General features: G+C 36.6%; 17 protein-coding genes. 1 reads left to right on the forward strand and 16 read right to left on the reverse strand.

The window, feature by feature from the left end:
- Positions 1 to 104: 104 nt before the first annotated feature.
- The 5 genes from G7Y56_RS15920 to G7Y56_RS15940 form a co-directional block, all read right to left on the reverse strand.
- Positions 105 to 578, reverse strand: coding sequence for a crossover junction endodeoxyribonuclease RuvC (locus G7Y56_RS15920; protein ID WP_165045074.1), 474 nt, complete (start codon positions 576 to 578; stop codon positions 105 to 107).
- A 13-nt stretch (positions 579 to 591) separates the two neighbouring features.
- Positions 592 to 2,925, reverse strand: coding sequence for an AAA family ATPase (locus G7Y56_RS15925; RefSeq protein ID WP_165045076.1), 2,334 nt, complete (start codon positions 2,923 to 2,925; stop codon positions 592 to 594).
- Positions 2,909 to 3,979, reverse strand: a complete 1,071-nt coding sequence (locus tag G7Y56_RS15930) for a metallophosphoesterase (protein WP_165045078.1) — start codon at positions 3,977 to 3,979, stop codon at positions 2,909 to 2,911. The genes G7Y56_RS15925 and G7Y56_RS15930 overlap by 17 nt, the downstream gene beginning before the upstream one ends.
- 86 nt (positions 3,980 to 4,065) lie before the next feature.
- Positions 4,066 to 5,328 carry a hypothetical protein gene (locus G7Y56_RS15935; protein WP_185154005.1) on the reverse strand — a complete coding sequence of 421 codons (1,263 nt, stop codon included), beginning with the start codon at positions 5,326 to 5,328 and terminating at the stop codon, positions 4,066 to 4,068.
- Between the two features lie 345 nt (positions 5,329 to 5,673).
- Complete coding sequence (locus G7Y56_RS15940) at positions 5,674 to 6,393, reverse strand: hypothetical protein (protein WP_165045080.1); 720 nt, start codon at positions 6,391 to 6,393, stop codon at positions 5,674 to 5,676.
- A gap of 198 nt (positions 6,394 to 6,591) precedes the next feature.
- Here G7Y56_RS15940 and G7Y56_RS15945 point away from each other — a divergent pair, with 198 nt between their 5' ends.
- Positions 6,592 to 7,332: a hypothetical protein gene (locus G7Y56_RS15945; protein WP_165045082.1), complete on the forward strand. Its 741-nt coding sequence runs from the start codon at positions 6,592 to 6,594 to the stop codon at positions 7,330 to 7,332.
- A 254-nt stretch (positions 7,333 to 7,586) separates the two neighbouring features.
- On the opposite strand, the gene G7Y56_RS15950 is transcribed toward G7Y56_RS15945, so the two are convergent.
- From G7Y56_RS15950 to G7Y56_RS16000, 11 genes are all read right to left on the reverse strand, one after another.
- Entirely contained in the window at positions 7,587 to 8,312 is a 726-nt protein-coding gene (locus tag G7Y56_RS15950; protein ID WP_165045083.1) for a glycosyltransferase family 32 protein, read from the reverse strand.
- Positions 8,313 to 8,354: 42 nt separating this feature from the next.
- A complete protein-coding gene (locus tag G7Y56_RS15955; RefSeq protein ID WP_165045085.1) occupies positions 8,355 to 9,071 on the reverse strand; it encodes a glycosyltransferase family 32 protein in 717 nt (238 codons plus the stop codon).
- Between the two features lie 42 nt (positions 9,072 to 9,113).
- Positions 9,114 to 10,655, reverse strand: coding sequence for a TlpA disulfide reductase family protein (locus G7Y56_RS15960; RefSeq protein WP_165045087.1), 1,542 nt, complete (start codon positions 10,653 to 10,655; stop codon positions 9,114 to 9,116).
- A gap of 74 nt (positions 10,656 to 10,729) precedes the next feature.
- Positions 10,730 to 10,888, reverse strand: coding sequence for a hypothetical protein (locus G7Y56_RS15965; protein WP_165045089.1), 159 nt, complete (start codon positions 10,886 to 10,888; stop codon positions 10,730 to 10,732).
- 234 nt (positions 10,889 to 11,122) lie between these two features.
- Positions 11,123 to 12,313: a TlpA disulfide reductase family protein gene (locus G7Y56_RS15970; protein WP_165045091.1), complete on the reverse strand. Its 1,191-nt coding sequence runs from the start codon at positions 12,311 to 12,313 to the stop codon at positions 11,123 to 11,125.
- A 405-nt stretch (positions 12,314 to 12,718) separates the two neighbouring features.
- Complete coding sequence (locus G7Y56_RS15975) at positions 12,719 to 14,296, reverse strand: thioredoxin domain-containing protein (RefSeq protein ID WP_165045093.1); 1,578 nt, start codon at positions 14,294 to 14,296, stop codon at positions 12,719 to 12,721.
- 320 nt (positions 14,297 to 14,616) lie between these two features.
- Entirely contained in the window at positions 14,617 to 14,922 is a 306-nt protein-coding gene (locus G7Y56_RS15980; protein ID WP_165045095.1) for a hypothetical protein, read from the reverse strand.
- 34 nt (positions 14,923 to 14,956) lie between these two features.
- Positions 14,957 to 15,196: a hypothetical protein gene (locus tag G7Y56_RS15985; protein ID WP_165045097.1), complete on the reverse strand. Its 240-nt coding sequence runs from the start codon at positions 15,194 to 15,196 to the stop codon at positions 14,957 to 14,959.
- A gap of 2 nt (positions 15,197 to 15,198) precedes the next feature.
- Positions 15,199 to 17,784, reverse strand: coding sequence for a hypothetical protein (locus tag G7Y56_RS15990; protein WP_165045099.1), 2,586 nt, complete (start codon positions 17,782 to 17,784; stop codon positions 15,199 to 15,201).
- Between the two features lie 13 nt (positions 17,785 to 17,797).
- Positions 17,798 to 18,358: a hypothetical protein gene (locus tag G7Y56_RS15995; RefSeq protein ID WP_165045101.1), complete on the reverse strand. Its 561-nt coding sequence runs from the start codon at positions 18,356 to 18,358 to the stop codon at positions 17,798 to 17,800.
- Positions 18,328 to 19,242, reverse strand: a complete 915-nt coding sequence (locus G7Y56_RS16000) for a hypothetical protein (protein WP_165045102.1) — start codon at positions 19,240 to 19,242, stop codon at positions 18,328 to 18,330. The genes G7Y56_RS15995 and G7Y56_RS16000 overlap by 31 nt, the downstream gene beginning before the upstream one ends.
- Between the last annotated feature and the right edge of the window lie 399 nt (positions 19,243 to 19,641).

The raw sequence follows: 19,641 nt of genomic DNA on the forward strand, positions 1-19,641 counted from the left end.
TTGTAGTGAATAATAATCTACCATGTAATCTGTCAGCTGATTGGAAGCTTCAATTAATTTTGCCCTTAAAGAGCTGTTACTTATAGTTTTCATGTTCCTGCCTTTTAAAATATTCTGTACTTGCGGATGTAATAGTGATAGAGATGGCACGCATCCGATACGTTGTCATCGTCCGGCAGGAAATTGTACCTGTCTTTGCAGGCTTGCATCATCTCCTGTTTGCTTGCCCTGCCGTTGTCCGTAGCCCACTTTTTGAGTGTGGCTACGTTTACAAAAGTCGGCTCCGGCAGGTTCAGCTCATCACAAATCTCAAAGAGTATACCTCTGAATTCGGATAGCTTGCGCATATCCGAGAAGTAATTATTGACGTTGATATCTTCGGCCACAATATGCCTTATCCCCTGTTGCAGGACAAAGCCCATGATCGTATCACGGAAATCCTTATGCTGTTTGTTGTTATTACGCTTTTTGGATTCGGTAAAATTCCATGTGCCGAAAGCATTTAAACTGTAATAACCTGTATGGGTCGCAATATCAAGGGCCAATAATTCTTCTTTTTTCAGTAGGTTGTTCTCCATTTATTATAATTTTTCAGAATGCACGGTTATCTTCGATGTGTGATTCACCGTTTTCTTTTGTTATTTTTATTGTATGCGGATACGATTCCGATATGTTCCCGTGAGAAACTACCAATGCGGTAATGCAAAGTCCGTTCAGTGCGGCAAACATATACGCTAGTCCGTCTTCATCGACAGCTTCCAGAATTTCATCGAGAACAAGCAGGTCTAATCCTTTATCCGTTCCGCAGTTTCCATTTATAAGCTTCTGCATAGCCAGAATAGTCGCCAGGTTTACCCGTGCCGCTTCTCCTGCACTGAACTTCCCAAAAGAACCGCAATCCATACCTGAGCGTATCAGCGAAACAGATATTTTCTCTCTTACCTTGCCCGATTTGAGCACGGTAAAACCGGAGAACTTAATGCGGATATCACTGCCAATACTTTCAAGGAACTCGTTGGTAATCATACTTAGGGCTTCAATCTTGGTGTTTGCCAGGTAGGTCTTGAACTCGATAAAGTTCTGCTCCTGTCTTTCCAGTGTTCTGATTTCCAGTTCAATCTTTGACTTTTTAGAAAGTAAATCACACGACTGCACCTGATAGTCACCCAGTGACTTTTTGAGAGACTCGAGCATATCCAAGGCTGTGTTTTCCCGAATCTCCTGAATGGTACTTTCCAATGTCATGATCGAGCTTTCGGCTGCGCCTGTCTCTTCCCTGAGTGCGTTTTGCTTACGCTCATTGAGTTTATAGGCTTCGTCAACAAGTTCGAAAGCTTCATCGAACACTTTGCGAAGAATACCGTCAATCTCTTCATTTAGTTGATTGATATCCCCGGCAATTTGCACCTGACAGCGTTTTATTTTTTCCATTTCGTTCGATGCACCCTTTACACTGCTTTGTGCATCGTCTATCTTGTCAGTCCATGCGTTCTTTTGAGTGGACAGGTGACGTTTCTCATTTTTCAACCGGTTCTGCTCCGTCTCGAACGTTTCAAGCTTTTGGCTGTTCCCGTCGATTTTCGATGACAGGAGTTTGTAATTTTCCTCCTGCTCATTAACCTCCGCCTTCCCTTTTTCTACATCAAAGCTTCGGTCAGATACGAGAAAGCTGAATCCGCATGAAGGACAGGCAATCTCTCCGGCAAGTTTATTATTCAGCGACTCGATGGCTGCCGACAATGCCCTGCGTGTTTTCCTTAAAGCATCAATTTCATTATTCACTTCCACATATCCGGCTTCCATACGTCTCAATTCGCCGTCATACGTTTCTGCCCTGTCATTAGAGTCTTTCACAAATTCCTGATACTCTTTATACAGGATGTCATAGGCGGTAGTTATCTCCTGTACCTTTTTTTCAGCTTGTGCAAAGGCATAATCCCACCTTTCCAACTCTTCCTCGGCTTTGTTGATACGCTCTTTTTTGGCTTTGATAACGGCATCCCAGTCTGTGAGATTACTTTTTGTAATAAGAGGGATGTATTTATTTATCCCCGACAGGTAATCTTCCAGCCTGGAATCGGAATTCTCCAGATCCTGAATCAGCTTATCCACTTCTCCGATTTTAACCAGTTCCGTACCCAGCAATCCCAGTTCATCCGCTTTTTCACGCATGTAGCTTCTTTTGTCGGCTATCTTTGCATTCAGTGCGGTAATCTTTTCTTCTTTGGTTCTTACCTTTTCTTCTTTTGAATTTTCCTCCTGTTCTATCTGTTCGGTCAGTATGCCTATCCGCCCTTCGATTCCGGCAAATTCCAGTTCCGTCTTTTTCTGAAGTTCTGTAATAGGTATCTTGTCTTTTACGATTTCTTCGATTGCCCGGTCTACGAGGCTGCCGTTGGAGAAGCGGTTGATAATTTCTTTCTTATCCTTGTCCGAACTGGAAAGAAAATCCTGATACTTGTGTTTGGAGAGAATAAAATTGTTATACAATTCGTCCTTAGTGATTCCCAAAGTTTCCAGTATATATTTATTATAAGCATCCACCGAGGGCTGTACGGCTTCGTCCGCGTTGAACTCTCCGTTTCTGAAAATATAACAGGCTACCTCTGACGAACCTTTGCGGAACAGCTTTCTCTCGATAACGAATTTCTCGTTGTTGCTCTCGTTAGCGAATGTCAGTTCGATAAGGCATTCATCGGAGTTGTCGTTTATAATTTCTTCGTTCTTTATTTTTCGTAAAGGGCTGCCTGTTATTCCCAAAGCGATACACTCGATAAGGGCGGATTTGCCCGAACCGTTACTACGCTGGCTTTCATTGTCCCGGTTGTCACCCAAAATCAGGGTTGTTACCCCTTGTTGGAGGATGTATTGCAGTTCGCGGAATGCACAAATGTTCTGGGCGTATATTTCAGTTAGTTTCCACATATTTGTCTATTTTTAATAAGTAAGTTAAGCCGAGCGATATATCTTCTATTTTCTTCTCCCGGCAGAATTCCTGATAGTTTTCCTGAATCTGGTTATTATCGAACTTCACAAAAAGGCTGGTCGAAACGATTTCCGTTACTTCCGGATCTTGGGTAATGATCTCCACTTTCGAAGCTCCGCACTTAATCAGCTCGTTTTTATTGATGGAGGTTGCATCGGCTGTAGAAGCATGTACACGTACCTTTACCTTATACCTGCCTTCGGCTTTGAGCTCTTCCAGCCGGTCGGTAAGGTGTATGTTCATCTTTTCTATGGGGATATCGATATTCAGATATCTGGTATTGACTTTGTTTTTAATGAATTCCTGAGAACCGTCGTTGTAAAGCACTGTATAGCCTTTTTCTTCGTCTTCCCCGAAATTATGCTGCCTTGAAGAACCGATGTATTCGATATGTGTACCTTTGATGATACATCGGTTATGATAATGCCCGACAAATACCCTGTCTAAATCCGAAAATATATGTGCCGGAAGTTCGTTATCCGAATTGTGGAGCAATGCACCGTTAATTCCTTCATGGATATACAGGAAATTCTTTTTACCGGAATCCAGATCGCCTTTGATAAGTGCATTCAGTTTGTCGGTAAAACTTCCGTTCTCCGGAAAGTAAGCGATCATATGCAGGCTGAAACCCCAGTTATTCTCACTGATAGTCAGGAAATCGTCTACAACAGCCACATTTTCATGTTTACCGAATACATGGCAATATCCTCTTACAGCTTCCTGATTTACTTTATCATGGTTGCCGTTAGCCATGATCACGTTTATATTTTTGTTGGCTGCCGACTGTAACGCATCAAATACGGCAAGTAACACATCGAGGGTTTGTGCTGCCCTGGATTGAAAAAGGTCGCCACCAAGTACAATTATCCTTATCTCCATCCGCTGACAGACAGTTAATGCCTCTGCCCAGTTCAATTCGAATTCGGGAATATTATCCTTTGAAATATGTATATCGTTAATCATCAAGACACACGGGTAGATTGTCTTAGTCATAATTGAATAAGATTAGATGAAAGAAGCGCACAATGAATATTGGTACGCTTCTTTGGGTTTAAGAATAATATTATGAATACATTATGCTATCTTCTGCGGCGGTTACGTTCACCTGCCGGTTCGCGGTCTTCAGGTTCTCCCGGGGGTGTTTCCTCTTTCTCTTTCTCAGGTTCTTCCTCTTTGGTCGGGGAATTCTGTAAAGCAGCTTCTATCGTATCCAGTAATTCGATGTTCGTTGTAGAACGGGTCACGCGGATATCGAGTTTCTCCTGTTCGATGTACGAACGGATCAGGGAACGAAGTTCCTGTCCTTCTTCGGTCTTATCACCAAGGCCTTTATCCTGCAGGCTGTCATAACGTGCGTACAGCTCATCCAACGAAATAGCATTTGTGGCATTATCCTTGGCATCCTTGGTACGTTTATCGAATGAAAACGAGCTTGTGTCTTCCTTGGGTAGTTCGCTGCGAAGTGTTTCAATGGCCTCTTTCATCTCGTCTGATTCCATCAGCCGCATCTCGTATTTGGCATCGCACTGAGCCAAAAACTCAATTGTCGCTTCAAAATGATAACGGGAGTAACGGTAAGTGATATCGGTAATGCGTGGTGCGGCCATCAGGCTGTTTAATTCATTTATCGACAGGGCATCGTTGTCCGATTCATTGTCAATGCCTGTAATATACTCGGTCTTTGAGCCGTTTTTACGTTTTTCAATCTCAACAGGGTAAGCGTTGTACACCGAACTGATAGGGCATGGGTAATTTGGATTCTTGGTCAGTTTCTTTTGCCATAATTTAAAACGCTTGTCATCCAGATCCTTGAATTGTGCGTGGCTGAGGGTCAGTAATTGCAAACCTTTTGCACGTTCATTCAGGTCGAATACATACATAGCATGTCCGTAATTGAATTTCAGTCCACCGCCGAAGCTGCCGCCACCGATTTTTTCGGCAAGTTTTTCATCTCCCCTTTCATTGGCGGCTTTGACTGCCGCTTTGCGGTAAATGTCGATAAGATCAACCGAATATCCTGCTTCTGTAGCTCTGGGGACGGTCACATACATAAACGAAGCCTTGTTTCCTGTTGACGGTTTCTCCAGTTCGAGCAGCATCTGATAGACCGGATACTCATAGCTTTTGCGGTCGATACTGCCGTCTTTGTTTGGTGCCAAAGGCAGTACACGTAAGCGGTACACGCCTAATTTATCCATCCTTAAAAAATCGGTTTTCTGGAAGGATTTGTTTTCTTCAAGCGCCCGTTGCTGCGCCTCTGAGTACGTTTCCTGAATCCCTAAAAATAAATCTTCAACAGACTTATTCATAAATTCCGTACTCTCGTAATTCTCTTCTTGCATAATGATTGAAAATGCGATAGTTATTTAAATGCCGAGAATCTTTGTTCGACAACGAACGGGTTCGGGTGCACCGTTCATCTTCAATTTATAATCTGGGAGAGACTAAAAAAGGGTATTTGGATACCCTGTAAACTATCGTTCTCGTAATGCCTGTAGGTTGGCTCAATTGAAAAGTGTTCTCCTTGCTTTAGGAGAAGAATACAAAAGTAAATGCAAAATATTTATTTTACAAGAAACTGTCAATTAGTTTTTTATCAACTATTTTAAATGATTGTGTATCAGATCGAATGAATAACCTTTTTAGTGAATAAATAAAAACGGCTACCAAATGGTAGCCGTCTCAAATCATTTTTCATTCTTTATCTTTTCCAAGAATGATTTCCTGTCATTTTCATTACACCAGAACCAATTCTCTTTGAGAATCCAGGCATTAAGATAATTAGGTATCTCAGATGGAACAAATACAATTAAAGTTTTCATACGTTCCTCATGAACTTTTTTATGTAAAGCTACATTATTTTTATCTTCTGTGTTTGTCGATAAAGCATCAATTTTTACGATTTTTATTGTTGTTCTATTAATTACTTTATACCAGATTTCTGTACCTTTCCATTTAGATAGTTCACCTTTAGATGGTTTATAAATAAATTGTGTTTTAATTATATCTCCATCAATAGAATAGCTACCCCATTGTCCATCATAAAAAGATTTGGCCTCTTCACTGTTTTCATTCAACAAAGCTGCTTTAAGGCGAAAAAAATCGTATTTGAACAGTCCGTTTTTATAAAAAATAATACTAATAAATCCGCTATCGGCATACAGTCCTACGGAATCCTTATTAAGGAAGGAGCCGGCAACGTTTGATCGTTTCAAAAGAATTCTTTCTTTATAGTATCCTTCTATATTTATTAAATTCTCTAAATCTGTATCTTTGTTATCAAAACATCTAAAAGTGCTCTTTACATCTTTAGGAGGTCCTACATATGCATATAGTAAATGGCTACAAAAGGTAGCTAAGACAAGAATAATAAATTTAATGTGCTTTTTCATATTACCGATCTTCATATTTATGAGCGTTTAAATGTAACAAAAATATTAATTTAACACCCCCTTTACCAATTAATATAGGTTCGTTTTTTTTTAGGAAAATATTAGTTTCTAACTCAAATAAAAAAATATATTATTCTATACATATCTTAGAAAAAAATAGCATTTTTGTATTTTATAGATGCCAGACAGCTTATAATCTTATTCTTAGCTCAAATGAAAATATTACAGGAACACTATGTCTTACTCAAAATAGTAAATAGCCATATTGAAGATTTACTCTCATCGACTGTTACAAGCAAAGAATTGAGGCTGGCAGACGTATATGAATATATCAAGAATAAAGATGATACAAAACAGGTCTTTGCCAATAGTACAGAACTGAGTCAGTTTTTAAGGGCGATTGCTATAGAAGACGTAAAGTTTCTAACTCAGGTAATACCGAGTTGCTCGGTGGATATGAGTAATTTTATCAAATTTCAATGGCGTTTCTACCCCAGAGAAAGAAAACTTAAAAAAGAAACAACAATTCAAGACAAGAATTTGGCTACATCAACCACCCAAACAGTCAATATTTTTCCCAGAAGCAAAATATATAAAGCTTCCAATGGAGTTAAAGTCAGATCAATGCAAGAACTGCATATTTACAATAAGCTATTGTCAGTAAAAAATTTCCATATAGATTATGATTTTCAAATAAAAGGGAAAGGCAAAATATATTATGCAGATTTTAAGATAACAAATAATAAAACAGAGAGTGAATTTATTTGGGAACATTTTGGATTGATTGGTCACCCTGATTATGATGAACAGATGTGTAAAAAGTTAGAATGGTACAAAGATATTGGTTATGAAGATTTCTGTAATGCCGGACAATTTATTGTGACTATACACAGAACCGATGAAGAATTCAGTAGTCTGGTCGATAAAATTATCAGCCAAATGAAAAAAAGGTAAAGACATTTTATATCGTTCTCATCCCCCTCAATCCTTACCCTATTTCTCTCTTTAGACCTATCCAATTTCTTTTTCCATACGCCTCATAATACACTTTGCGTTTGGGTGTAGCAATTACACCTACAAAAATAACCCTAATTCCGCATAATCTTCCAGATAGCGATAGAATTTACTTTTTATGAAGGCAACAAAGGCACTTCTATATAGTACACAGATTAATTAAATGTAAATATCAGAAATTTCAAAGCTCTTATTTACATTTTATCTTTTCTCCAATCACTAAAAAAATAATGGACTGCATACGCCTCCTCCAGGCAATCCTCTAATTCTTGACTCAATTTTCCCATCCTATAAAGACCAGCTTGATTTCCACTAAACGGGGTGACATATTTATCCGGGATAAGATAAACAGCTTCTTTTTCGCATTCAGTTAATCCCTCATAAAGATCTATTAATATCCAAGGGCCGGTAGTATTCATCACACATATTTCTTTCGGATCAACTCCATATTTCAATGCTTTTTCACTAAAAACGGTTTCAATGATTTTCTTCATGAAGGGGTGTCCCGGTACATTTAGCATAAGGGCATTGTTAAACATCATTTTCTTATGAAATAACTGACAGTGAGCATCCGGTTCCAGGGCAAAGCAACAACTCTTTCCATTAATCAGCAGATCGATCGGTTTCAACGATTCATAATCGAAATCAACATACATCCCGCCTATTTTGTCTAAAATTAAATATCTGATGGCATCCCATCTTTGAACATTATATGGAAATCTTGCAAAAATATCCATATATTGAGGATAATACTCTAAAATGAAAGAATTCATCTTATCATTATCCCAAAATTCATATTTCCAGTCGGGATAATCGCGCTTCCAGGTGTCTCCAAGCACATTAAAATGATAAGGTAATGGAGCACTGATTCCAGACCATATTTGATGAATTATTTTAGGAATTATTTTTGTTAAAGCCATGTTTATCTTATATTAGGTAAGTTTATATATAAGTCTCAATTTTTATAAATTATTTGTGACCCAATTACTACAGAAATAATGAACTGCATAAGCTTCATCTAAACAATCCTCTAGTTTTTCATTCCTTGTTCCGGTTCTTACAAGCATAGCTTCTTCACCTGTGAATGGGGATACATATTTAGCAGGAATAAGATACACATCTTTTTTTTCTCTGTCAGTAAGATTCTCATAAAGTCCTACGAGCAAACGAGGACCTGTGGTGTAAAACACATGCTCTATCTTAGAAAATTTCTTATACTCTTGCATTTTATCCGAAAAGACATTTTCAATTATTTTCTTCATAAATGGATGGTCAGGTACACTTAACATAAGGGCATTGTTGAAAAAACATGCCTCCTGAGCGCTTGTAGGAGAGTATCTTTTTTCTATAGCAAAGCAACAAGTTTTATTCTTCAGTAAATCTTCCATTGATTTTATTGATTCATAATCGAAATCAACATACATCCCACCTATTTTATCCAATATAAGATAACGAATCGCATCCCAACGTTGGATGTTATATGAAAATTTATTATATATATCCCAATGCTGGGGATAATACTCCAATATGAAATTATTTATTCTTTCATTATCCCAAAATTCGTACTTCCAATCAGCATAGTCACGTTTCCATGTATCCCCCAATATTTGAAATGGTCTTGGTAATGGTTCATCTATTCCAGACCATATTTGATGAATTATTTTTGGTATTTTACTCATTTTAAATACATTTTAGTTGTTAAATGATCAAATCAGAAATAGCTAATCAAAATGTTTATCTAATTCTTGTTTCAGTTTATCAATCTTACTTGGACGGGATAGATTTTTCTCCAAGATATTACCATCTTTGTCTAATAATATATAATGAGGAACACCGATACCTCTTCCTCCAAATAACTTTTCATTAATATCTGTTGTCAGTTCTTTATTTGCTCTTAAGTGATAACCCTTTAGATTAAATACTTTAGTTTTTTCACTCCAAATTATATCATTCTTATCTTCATCCAGAGAAATATAAACAGGGATAATGTCCTTATAATGTTGTAGTAGCTCGTGAAGTTTATCTTTATGTTTGAATTCTACAATACAAGGCCCACACCAGGTAGCCCACAGGTCAATATATAGTATTTTTTGATCAAAATAATCAACTTTATTAAGGTCTTCAAGGGTATTGATTACACTCTCTACATACTTTATTTCACTGTAGTCTGTATTTATAGATGCCAATAATTCGTTTTGTTTCTCTTTAAGATATGGTAGAAAAGCATTTTGAGGACGAATTTCTGATATATAGCTGAAGAGTGCTGAATTGCCTTTAGTTACACCATTTGCATAATTATCTAGTAGTTCCAAAGAAAGGAGTTTGTATAGAACTTCTTCTGGTGCAATTAAATATCCAAGCCTATTAGCTTCCAGAGAGTTTGCCCATTTATTTCTAAGAAATAATTTTTCTTTCTCTTTTTCATTCAGGCATCTGTATTTGTTATTATAAAAAACAGCTAAGGAACTTCTACCTAAATTATATTTCAATATATCTCCCGAATCTATTATTGGAGATATTTCATCCAAAATTCCATTTATTATGCCCTCTACTTTGATAGAATCTTGCTCGTTTACTTTTGTTGCTGCATTTTCTAAATATCTTGTACGATATATTTCAATTCCTACACAAGTCGCAATTGTATGAAATTCATTCTTAAGAATATCTGAGAATTTTGGTGATATAGTATTTTCGGAGACAAGACTATCCAAAGTATTTGATAATATAGAATAGTGTTCTTCAATCAATAACGAAAGAGCCTCAAAACTAGATTCAGGAGGAAAACTGAATAATGAACCTATGAAAGGTTGAATAATCCCTTTTTTATAATTCCCTATATAGAATTCAACTTCTGCTTTATCTGTACCACTGATTTCGATCTGATTATCACCTTTGTAGGTTATTGTCAAATGACTACCTTGCTTTATTGGAAAAAAGATACTTCCACCGTCATAAAAAGAGCAATCCACAAATTGGAAATCATGTACATCCCAATTATAAATATAACTTCCTGTAGCATCTACATTAATCTGATTAGTAAGCCTAAGACTAAAGGTATTATCAATCTCTTTACCTATATCAAACGTGACATTCTCCTTAGTATTGAAAACAATAGCTGTATTTTGGCTGAGGGCACCTGATATGCAAAAAAATAAGCCTCCAATAATTGTAAAATATATTATTTTTAGACGATTACGGCCAATGGATATGCCATAGCTAATAGATTTTAGATTATTGCGAAGGAATGCTAAAATATAATTCATTGCTTTTCTCTTTTAAATTATTATTGATCAAGCTGTATGGTTTATAGAAAAACCATACAGCTTAAGATTAGATTCTAGCAAGCATATTTAGCTGCTTCAGCGCAAGTCCATCCAGAACTTGCACTAAATGTTTTCCCATTAGGACATGTACACCCTTGCAGATCATGTCCGCTACCAGTTCCTCCAACTATGAATTTCAATTCATCATCGGTCATTTTTTCAATGCTACTCAATTTTAATCTACTTAATTTTTCCATTGTATTTTAATTTAGACTTATGCTGTGGATATATTCGACAAGTAATTAGTTTGTCGTCCACCACCCCACAACTTAGTAGTAGAATTTGATTTATAAATCCAGTTTAGAGAAATATTTAAGGTATTCGATTTTTATAACTATCAGGAAATCTATGGTTATTACTACTAAATAAATTACGATTTTATAGAATATCTACTATCTATTTCCAGTTCAATTCTTGATTAGGTTATCTATGAAAGTCAATTCTTCTTCACCAATATGCTGCCATCTGGCAACAATCGTCCCTTGTTTATCTACTAAAACATACAATGGAATAAATTCAGCATCATAAATGTCTGATATATCGTCTTCTTTAAATACTGAGTTATCTATTGTCTGAGTACTTAAAATTTGGCTCCACTGCCTCAAGCCATTCTTATCAATTGCCCCAAGCCAATTATTTTTATCATCATCACAAGATATGCCAACAATTACTAATCCCTTATCACTATATTGATTGTGTATTTTTTTCATAATAGGTATCCCTTTTAGGCAAGGACCACACCAACTTGCCCAAAAATCTAATAGAACATAGTTCTTATTTCTGAATTTAGACAACTGAACTATCTTATTCGAAAGATCTTCCCTTATAAAATCAGGAGCGATATCACCAACCATAGGTATTCTTCTTTTTTCCTGATTAACGATCTGTTCGATCTTTCTATCAGTAAGTTTACCCATTAATGTCATTTTTGATTGTTCCGGCAAACTGTTGTAAATCCGTTTAATTGTATCAATATTAACTAAACTCCTTTTTGCAGCAAGATATAATAAGTCAGGTGCTATCTGATAAGTATTATATCTCGAAACAAAGTCAAGACGTGTCTTGTCAATCTGTTCACTATTAGCAATAAGTTCATTTCTATACTTATCAAGAATATTCATCAGACTATCCCGAATTGATGAATCATTATTATGTAAATTTATTTGTTCAATAATATTATGGACAGGTTCTATTTTCTCAAATAAAAAAACCTCATTTTTCTCCAACTCCTTTCTTAACTCGATATTCTCCTTTTCAACTCTTGTCCCTGATAATTGATAGGCATAAGGACAATCTTTATCTACTGTCAGATTCATTTTGGTTGGCTCCAGGTATATCCGAATTTCTATATTTCCAAAACACAAATCAGCAGCAGTCAATTCATCAATCTTTCCTTCAAAAGAGAACTTACCATCTATTATTCTTGTTGTGTCAGCCACTTCGTACCATTTATCGTTTTGGAGTGATAAATAATACAACGAAATAGTTTCGGAATCTTCTAAACCTTTTATAGAACCTTCTAATATAAAAGAATCAGACGCAGTGCTATTACATGCTACTAAGCAGATTGATAAACATAAATAAAATACAAATTTCATAATTATAAGATTATATGCGGCTAAAAAATGAATGGTCATAAGTGTATATAAATATTAGGTACTAATAGCACAATACGACCATTCCCAACAAACAAAAAACTCCTTATTATCTATTATAAACATCTACTTACAGTCACACCGTCACACACTGTTGATGCGCAAGTATTTGAACTGCAATCACTACCCCTTGTGCAACTTTTGTTACGACACATACTGGGATTCAATCCGCTTCCATTCCCTCCAAGTATGAATTTTAGCTCATCATCGGTCAAATTTTCAACACTGCTTAATTTTAATTTTCTAAGCTTTTCCATTGTATTCTAATTTTTATTTATGTTGTAGATACTATCCAACAAGTAATTAGTTTGTCGTCTACTACCCCACAACTTAGTAGTAGAATTTGATTTATAAATCCAGTTTGGAGAAATATTTAAGGTCTTCTATTTTATAATTATCCGGTAGCTTATAACCATTAATTATGATCGTAGGAGTGGCTCTTAGACCAGTTTCTTCTTTCCATGCATTGTGTTTCGAAAATTCCAGATTAACATCTTCACTTTCCATATCTACTTTATATTTTTCAAAAAACTCTTCTTTTTTTGTACGACCTGTTTCAAACCACTCATCATATATTTCTTGACATTTTGTCTTATCCTTCTCAAAGTATATTGCTGTCATGAATTTATTGCTAATATCCACCTTCTCTTCAAAAGAGGAAAATATATACTGGACACATAGATTACCATTGGATTCTTTTAATAATTTATTTATTCTTTGATGCATTTTAGCACAAGGACTGCAATGAGGATTCGAAAAAATAGTTATCAATATGCTGGCATCGGGATTACCAATCAATATGTTTGAAGTAGCTTTCGAAACTTGATAGAAGCTTTGTTTTTTTAATAAACTTGCAAATACTTCGTTCGTGGCTTTTATACTATTTATCTCTTGTGTTATTTGTTCTATCTTACCCGCTCGGGCAAATGCAGGTAGAGATAAATTTATTAGTATAAAAGGTATTGTATAAACACAAATAAGTAAAAGGAAATCAGGCACAGAAAAAACAGGTATACCAATATGAACCAATGCAATATTTATTATAAAAATAGCCCAAAGCAAAACTTGAATCAATAAACAAAGAGGGCACCATTGTTTGGCTTTAAATTTCTGAAACCAAACGCTCCAGAAACTGTATGGTAAAATACAGATATTTATCAATACCATATATGAAATTAATTGTGGCAGCAACAAGATTACAAACACATTAGAAATGAAATAACTAAGACCAGCTTCACTCCATCCTATAACACCCCAAAGCTTAGCCGAATCTGAGTCTAAAATATTATTACAATCACTCTCTTTAAATAATGAGCATATTTTATCAGCATAATTACTCTGAATATGAAGCTGCTTTTGGACAAGCAAATGACAAATATAGATTCCGGCAAAATTAGCTATCAATGATAAATTTGCCCAAATGTTTGTATATAGACTATTAGAAAAATAAGATAGAATTAATAATATACATACAGAAATTAGCAGATATTTTTTTTGGAGAACATTAAATAATTCATTTTTCTTATTTTCTTTATAAAAGGGTTCAATCGATTTCGGAGTAGGTTCCGCAACTAAGATTACTCCGGACCATGTATCGATAAATTCCTTTACAGTGTTTATTATTTGCTTACCTTGCCAATTATAATGTACTTTAGTAGGAGTTATTTTTTCGACTACAACAAAGTCCGATCCGGTATGTGCTATAAAAGGAGGTTCCAGGGAATGAATATCCTCTTCTTTATTATTGATTCGAACTCCGACATTTTCAATATTGTATTCCGACAACATTTTGCGTAATCCAAACATATTATATTTATGAGGATGTTCATTATATAATTTACTTGTAAAACCAGTAGTATGTTTTACTTTTAATAATTTAAGAAAATGAGCAATTATATTATAATCTTTAGTCTCAGTGCTCTTCATCGTTCACTTAGATTTAGTTCGCAAAATATTACACTTGTGTAAGAAGGATAAGAAAAATTAATAAATACTTCCTAGTCGCATTTAAATTTTCAACAAAAATGGGACATTAAATACGTATAAGTTAACGCTTGTAAGTTAATAATATTATTTTAGTAATCATAAATTATTTATTAAAATAATATGTAAATTATGCGCTGTCATTTTATTATATGAAAGCTGAATTAAAAAATAATACTGCTAATGAATAAAACAGTTAGGCCTGTTTACAGTCTTCAAACTAAAATCATTTTTTTCACCTAATTCAAAATATAGAAAATTTATTATTTTAGAGTTCTTATAATTTCTATCCTCTCCTTATTTTCTTCAATAAACCTCTCCAGCTTCTTTTTCCGTATAGACTCATAATATACTTTTCGTTTAGTTGTAAGCACTTTCGGACGCTTACAATACAAACCCAATTCCGCATATTCTTCCATATACCGAAAGAACTTCGCTTTATTCAATGAAGGGTCCGAAGACCCTTTACAAATAGTTTTGATAAGTAAATACGATGGTTCAGGGAAAGCTGATGGTGATGTCATATTCATTATAATGTCATACACTATCGGAACCTCATATTTGAGCATAAAGCCGATTCTTGTCTCTTCGAACTTGTATCGCTTATACGTTCCCCTTGGCCTTCCGTCCTCCTTTTTTAGCTGTCTCCTGTTGATCGGTGACTTGGTTAACCTCTTGCTCCTGTATAATTTCGCTTTGGGCATCTTCAATCTCATTTTCAGGTTCGTCACTAAGTTCTGCCGTTTTAGTTTCTTCCATCATATCATATGATACTATCGCAGGTAAAGACAGACTAATCTTTTTCCTGCTTTCCACGTCTTTTTGAATATTTATCTTCCTCATAATTAAACCATATATGTAAAATTTATATCTGTATCTATATTGTTCCAACCACTTTCATAAAGCAGGATATTCCGGCTGTTACCCGAAAGCACAAATGATGATCCCCTGTTGTATTTATGGTCATCATTAAAATCAGTGGCGCAAGTTCTTAATCCGTATTTAGGAGGTGAAATTTGATTGGGTATTATGGCAATTGTGCCTCCCCAGTTACTTCCGTCACGCTTGCCTGTATTAATTACTCCCTGAATACAAACTATGTTTCCGATCTGACGGATAAATAACCTTCTGGTGTCAGTCCCCGAACCCGAATTCTGCATCTGAAGCCAACCCGTATCCACAAGCTTGGTCTGATATTCATCCGCATAAGCAGCACCGATTGTACGACAGGCCAGTTTCTTGGCATCAACATTCGGTAAAGAGAGGTCAGAGAGTTTACCTTCTTTTCTGAGGTAATTATTACTTACATCCTCTTTGCTCGGTGCATTGAGTTTATCCCGCAGAATCTGTTGAGCTTCGGTTGTATTCTTGCCCTGCTTTACCAATAGAGTGATATAATCCTGAAACAAGGTGTCGATGGAAGCAAACTTATTATCCGCACCTACTTTGGTATATACGTTGATATTAGCAGCAATCGAATCTTTCTGAGTCGCACTATATCCGTCTAACAACAGGTTTGCTTTCTTTGCCAGTTCTTTAATTATAGCACTGGTCATAGTATAGCCTTCCACCTGCGCTATTGGCTTACCTTCGTTGTCCGTACCCACAAATACCCCGGTCTTGATTGCTTCAAGCTTCGTCTTGTGATCCGGTGTAAATATAGCCCCGGTATATGCAGAGTTAACCGAAAGCTTTCCGGCTAGGAACGCATCGATCTCTGTAGTCGAATAGACACCGATATTCTTTCGGGACTGAACCTTATCCGGTATGTCCGCAAGGTTCGAAGCCTTCGCAAGTTTAAGATCACCTGTTCCTTTCTTCTCTGCATCCAGATTATCCCGCACAACTGTTTGCCGTTGTGCTTTGAGAGTCGAAGCCTGTTCCGGGGTCAGTCCGTTTATTTCATCGGCAGTCAGGCTGACCAGCTCAAGCAATTTGGACGATATTTTAAGATAAGTATTATTGGATTCACCCTTAGAGAATACATCCAGATGAGTACGAGCTGTCCCTTTATTCTGCAAGTCTGATAAGTTATCCGAACTGTTCAGTTTTTTATTCAGTGCTTCGGATACTTCTTTTATCGTGACATAGCCTTCACTGATAGTTGCTATATTACCCTTAAATATCGAATCGAGCTTCTGCTTATAGACGGTTGAAAAGTCTTCAGTCGATAGTTGTTTGCCCTGTACGATATTGACTTTCTTAACTAATTCTGTATTAAAATCGGTCTGAGTAACATAGATCGCACCGATACCTTTACCGTTTATCCGTAGTTCTCCGGTTATGTTTACATACGATTTCGGGCTGATGATAATTTCACCTAATGTATTGCTGATAATAAAATCGAATGAATCAATACTTGCATATCCGATTGTAGCTATCGGCTCATTATTACTGTCCGTGAATGTCAGCAGATTGACTAACCGTTTATCGCCTTTCAGATATGCGGTGTTGGATAACACAAACCCATTCCCCGAATTTCGGATATTCAAAAGTCCGTTTATATTCACAATATCCGTTTTCCCTACCACCTGAAAGATAGGAACGGAAGCCATTTTACCGTTATATACGTTCAGATTCCTGAACTTCGAACCGCCCAGTTTTAGTCCCTTTTGATTGATATTGATTGCCCCTTCATCGCTTTCACTTACAGCATTCAGTATATGAGAATCATACATGTAAACCGAACCGACCTGTGAAGTATTCGTATACGAATTAGAAAAAGTCAATCCCTCTTCGCTGACCTTTGCCAGTTCCCTGCCTTCCTTTACAAAGCTGAAACTGCCGTTTGCATTGATGATAATCTCACTTACAAGGGCATTATTCAGATAAGCACCAATTGAAATATCTCCGTTTGCTCTGACAAGCTGCTTTAGAGTGTAACTGTTTGCATCATTGACTACCGAAACGGATGTCTTGGATTCAAGGCTCTTATTTACCGAGAGGTTCCCTTCCAGTAATAAGTCTTTTAATATGGTCTGACGTGCAAAAGGAGTCTCTAACAACACGGCATATTTCCCCATAAACTTATCGATAAAGCGGGGCGAATATTCCTTTTTCAATTCGATAAAAGACGGAACTTTCCCTGTAACTGCATCTGTTTCTATTGGGACAGCCTTACCCCCTTCACACAAATAGTTACACCGACCCCGCTTATTGACATCGTTGGCATAAGTGGTGGCATCGCTTATATTCTTCTCATAGATATAGTACGGGAATGCAGCACTCTTAAAGCCTTCGAAATAACGGATTTTATTATTTATCCATACATAACCGGGAGATATGTCAGCACCTGAAATAAGGCATCCCGATACGATAAAGTTGGAGCACCCCTCAAATATGGCTGTCATGCTCAGGGATAGTTCCTGTAAGTTTAAAATGTCATCGGTATAAGTGTACCTGCCGCCCGATTCCGCTATATATTCTTTCATGCTCTTTTATTTCTTATAGTTTTGTGTTAGGCTCTATTTCTGTTGTATTTATTTTAATCAGGTATGTTTTACCTGCGATCTTATAGTTATTCACTACATAGGAAAGCATATATACGAACTCCCGTTGTGATAACGTAATCTCAGGAACACATACGATAAAACTGACCTTATTAATCGTCTTTTCTTCCGCTAAGTGATAGAACTCTCTGGGGTATTCATCATCGTTATTGCTTACAACCTGTTCATTCTCTGCCCAAAGCGTATAAGGCCTGCTGTACAGCGATTTCTCATGGTACATATCCACACCCAGCCTTTGAGTTTCGGTGATGTAAATCGTATCGAGCGGATTCATAAAATACTTGCTGAATTTCCTGTTTAAGTACCATTCGAAATACATCCTCTGGCTGGTCATATTTGCTTCGATCAGTTTCTCAGTTGCGAATTGTACAAAACGTTCATTCAGCGTCTGTAAGGGAAAGACCAGGCTTTGCAGAAAAAGTATATATTTCCTTCCGGCAAAGTAGTGAGGAACCAACCTGTTGATTAATTTGTCTGTAGGCAGTCTGTATCGCATCCGTTATCAATAATTAGTTTAATTGCCTCTCTGAAAGTCGCAATCCCTTTTTCATCTCCCTGTCCTGTCGATTGCCTGATGTAGCCCGAAGAAGTATGTGACATGCGCTCTATCTTTTGCGTTTCACCCAGATACCCGTCACCGTCATAACAAGCGATGAAAATACCCTGTCCGTTTTTCACATTCGAGTCTATATATACATCGGTTACATGTTCCACTTTCTTAATGGCATCAATCACTTTCGATACGTATATTCCCGCATCAAAGTCGATATTCATAATATACCCGTTCAGCTTTTCTTCAATCGCATCGTATATCTCAGATTCCAGAACAGCACCGTCATAATAAACCGATACGCACGGTATTAGTATATCACCCTTACGGCTGGTAACTTCTATTTTTGTTCCTACAAAAGTGAGTTTATTTATATAAGCGTTTATCAACAACAATTCATCTTGTGGTATTGCCGACAGGTTTCCTTTGAGTCCTGTAGCCACTTTCATTATAAGCTTACTGTCAAGGTTAATATCACTTGTACTTTCCGAATACGATACCTGTGTAATGATACGTTTCGATTCATCCATAGAAGCATACCCGAAAGCCAGGCCATCTTCACGTACCAGTAATGTATCGCCTTTCTGATATTGCAGTAAGGCATTAGCGTAATAAGTAGGAGTCCCGTTTATACGGCTGTTGATGGCCGATGATATATCGATGGCAAATACATCCAGAATTGTTTCAAAACTGTAGATAACCGCAGCCACTGTCCATGTAATTCCGTTCAGAATAGACAGCTTTGAGTCACTGGAGAATTCCGTTAACTCCATCCGCTTATTCCTCTCCCTAATCGCTTCGTTATAGATTTCTTTGATAGTCCGGCTCATTTTTCAGCAGTATAGATTTGGTTATCGATAATAAATTTCCACTTTCCCCCTTCATTCCATCCCGGTTCATGGCAGATCACCCAGACTGCTTCCATTCCGGTTGAAATAGTGTAATTGAGAAATTCATCCCGCTCCGGCTCTGTATATTCACCCGATGGGCGGATAGTTAGTGTTACAGTACAGTTCCTTCGCCCGTAATAATGTTTAACCAGTGAAATCAGGTAATCATCGATAACCGGTTGTATAATATAATTGAAAAGTAGTCCACTTAGTAATTGAAAAGTATACCACTAAGTGTCTCGGATGAGATTGGCTAAAGATATTTATTCTTCATCAGGTTGTAACATTTTTTTAGTTTCTTTAACTCTGTACGACTGTCCATTCATGTTGATAAGGTAT

Origin of the sequence: Dysgonomonas sp. ZJ709, from assembly GCF_011039195.1 — a bacterium.
Taxonomy (GTDB): Bacteria; Bacteroidota; Bacteroidia; order Bacteroidales; family Dysgonomonadaceae; genus Dysgonomonas.

What these genes read in the sequence shown, in the direction of transcription:
- G7Y56_RS15920 (WP_165045074.1), bottom strand. Translation starts at nt 578, where the DNA reads ATGGAGAACAACCTACTGAAAAAAGAAGAATTATTGGCCCTTGATATT.
- G7Y56_RS15925 (WP_165045076.1), bottom strand. Translation starts at nt 2,925, where the DNA reads ATGTGGAAACTAACTGAAATATACGCCCAGAACATTTGTGCATTCCGC.
- G7Y56_RS15930 (WP_165045078.1), bottom strand. Translation starts at nt 3,979, where the DNA reads ATGACTAAGACAATCTACCCGTGTGTCTTGATGATTAACGATATACAT.
- G7Y56_RS15935 (WP_185154005.1), bottom strand. Translation starts at nt 5,328, where the DNA reads ATGCAAGAAGAGAATTACGAGAGTACGGAATTTATGAATAAGTCTGTT.
- G7Y56_RS15940 (WP_165045080.1), bottom strand. Translation starts at nt 6,393, where the DNA reads ATGAAGATCGGTAATATGAAAAAGCACATTAAATTTATTATTCTTGTC.
- G7Y56_RS15945 (WP_165045082.1), top strand. Translation starts at nt 6,592, where the DNA reads ATGAAAATATTACAGGAACACTATGTCTTACTCAAAATAGTAAATAGC.
- G7Y56_RS15950 (WP_165045083.1), bottom strand. Translation starts at nt 8,312, where the DNA reads ATGGCTTTAACAAAAATAATTCCTAAAATAATTCATCAAATATGGTCT.
- G7Y56_RS15955 (WP_165045085.1), bottom strand. Translation starts at nt 9,071, where the DNA reads ATGAGTAAAATACCAAAAATAATTCATCAAATATGGTCTGGAATAGAT.
- G7Y56_RS15960 (WP_165045087.1), bottom strand. Translation starts at nt 10,655, where the DNA reads ATGAATTATATTTTAGCATTCCTTCGCAATAATCTAAAATCTATTAGC.
- G7Y56_RS15970 (WP_165045091.1), bottom strand. Translation starts at nt 12,313, where the DNA reads ATGAAATTTGTATTTTATTTATGTTTATCAATCTGCTTAGTAGCATGT.
- G7Y56_RS15975 (WP_165045093.1), bottom strand. Translation starts at nt 14,296, where the DNA reads ATGAAGAGCACTGAGACTAAAGATTATAATATAATTGCTCATTTTCTT.
- G7Y56_RS15980 (WP_165045095.1), bottom strand. Translation starts at nt 14,922, where the DNA reads ATGCTCAAATATGAGGTTCCGATAGTGTATGACATTATAATGAATATG.
- G7Y56_RS15985 (WP_165045097.1), bottom strand. Translation starts at nt 15,196, where the DNA reads ATGAGGAAGATAAATATTCAAAAAGACGTGGAAAGCAGGAAAAAGATT.
- G7Y56_RS15990 (WP_165045099.1), bottom strand. Translation starts at nt 17,784, where the DNA reads ATGAAAGAATATATAGCGGAATCGGGCGGCAGGTACACTTATACCGAT.
- G7Y56_RS15995 (WP_165045101.1), bottom strand. Translation starts at nt 18,358, where the DNA reads ATGCGATACAGACTGCCTACAGACAAATTAATCAACAGGTTGGTTCCT.
- G7Y56_RS16000 (WP_165045102.1), bottom strand. Translation starts at nt 19,242, where the DNA reads ATGAGCCGGACTATCAAAGAAATCTATAACGAAGCGATTAGGGAGAGG.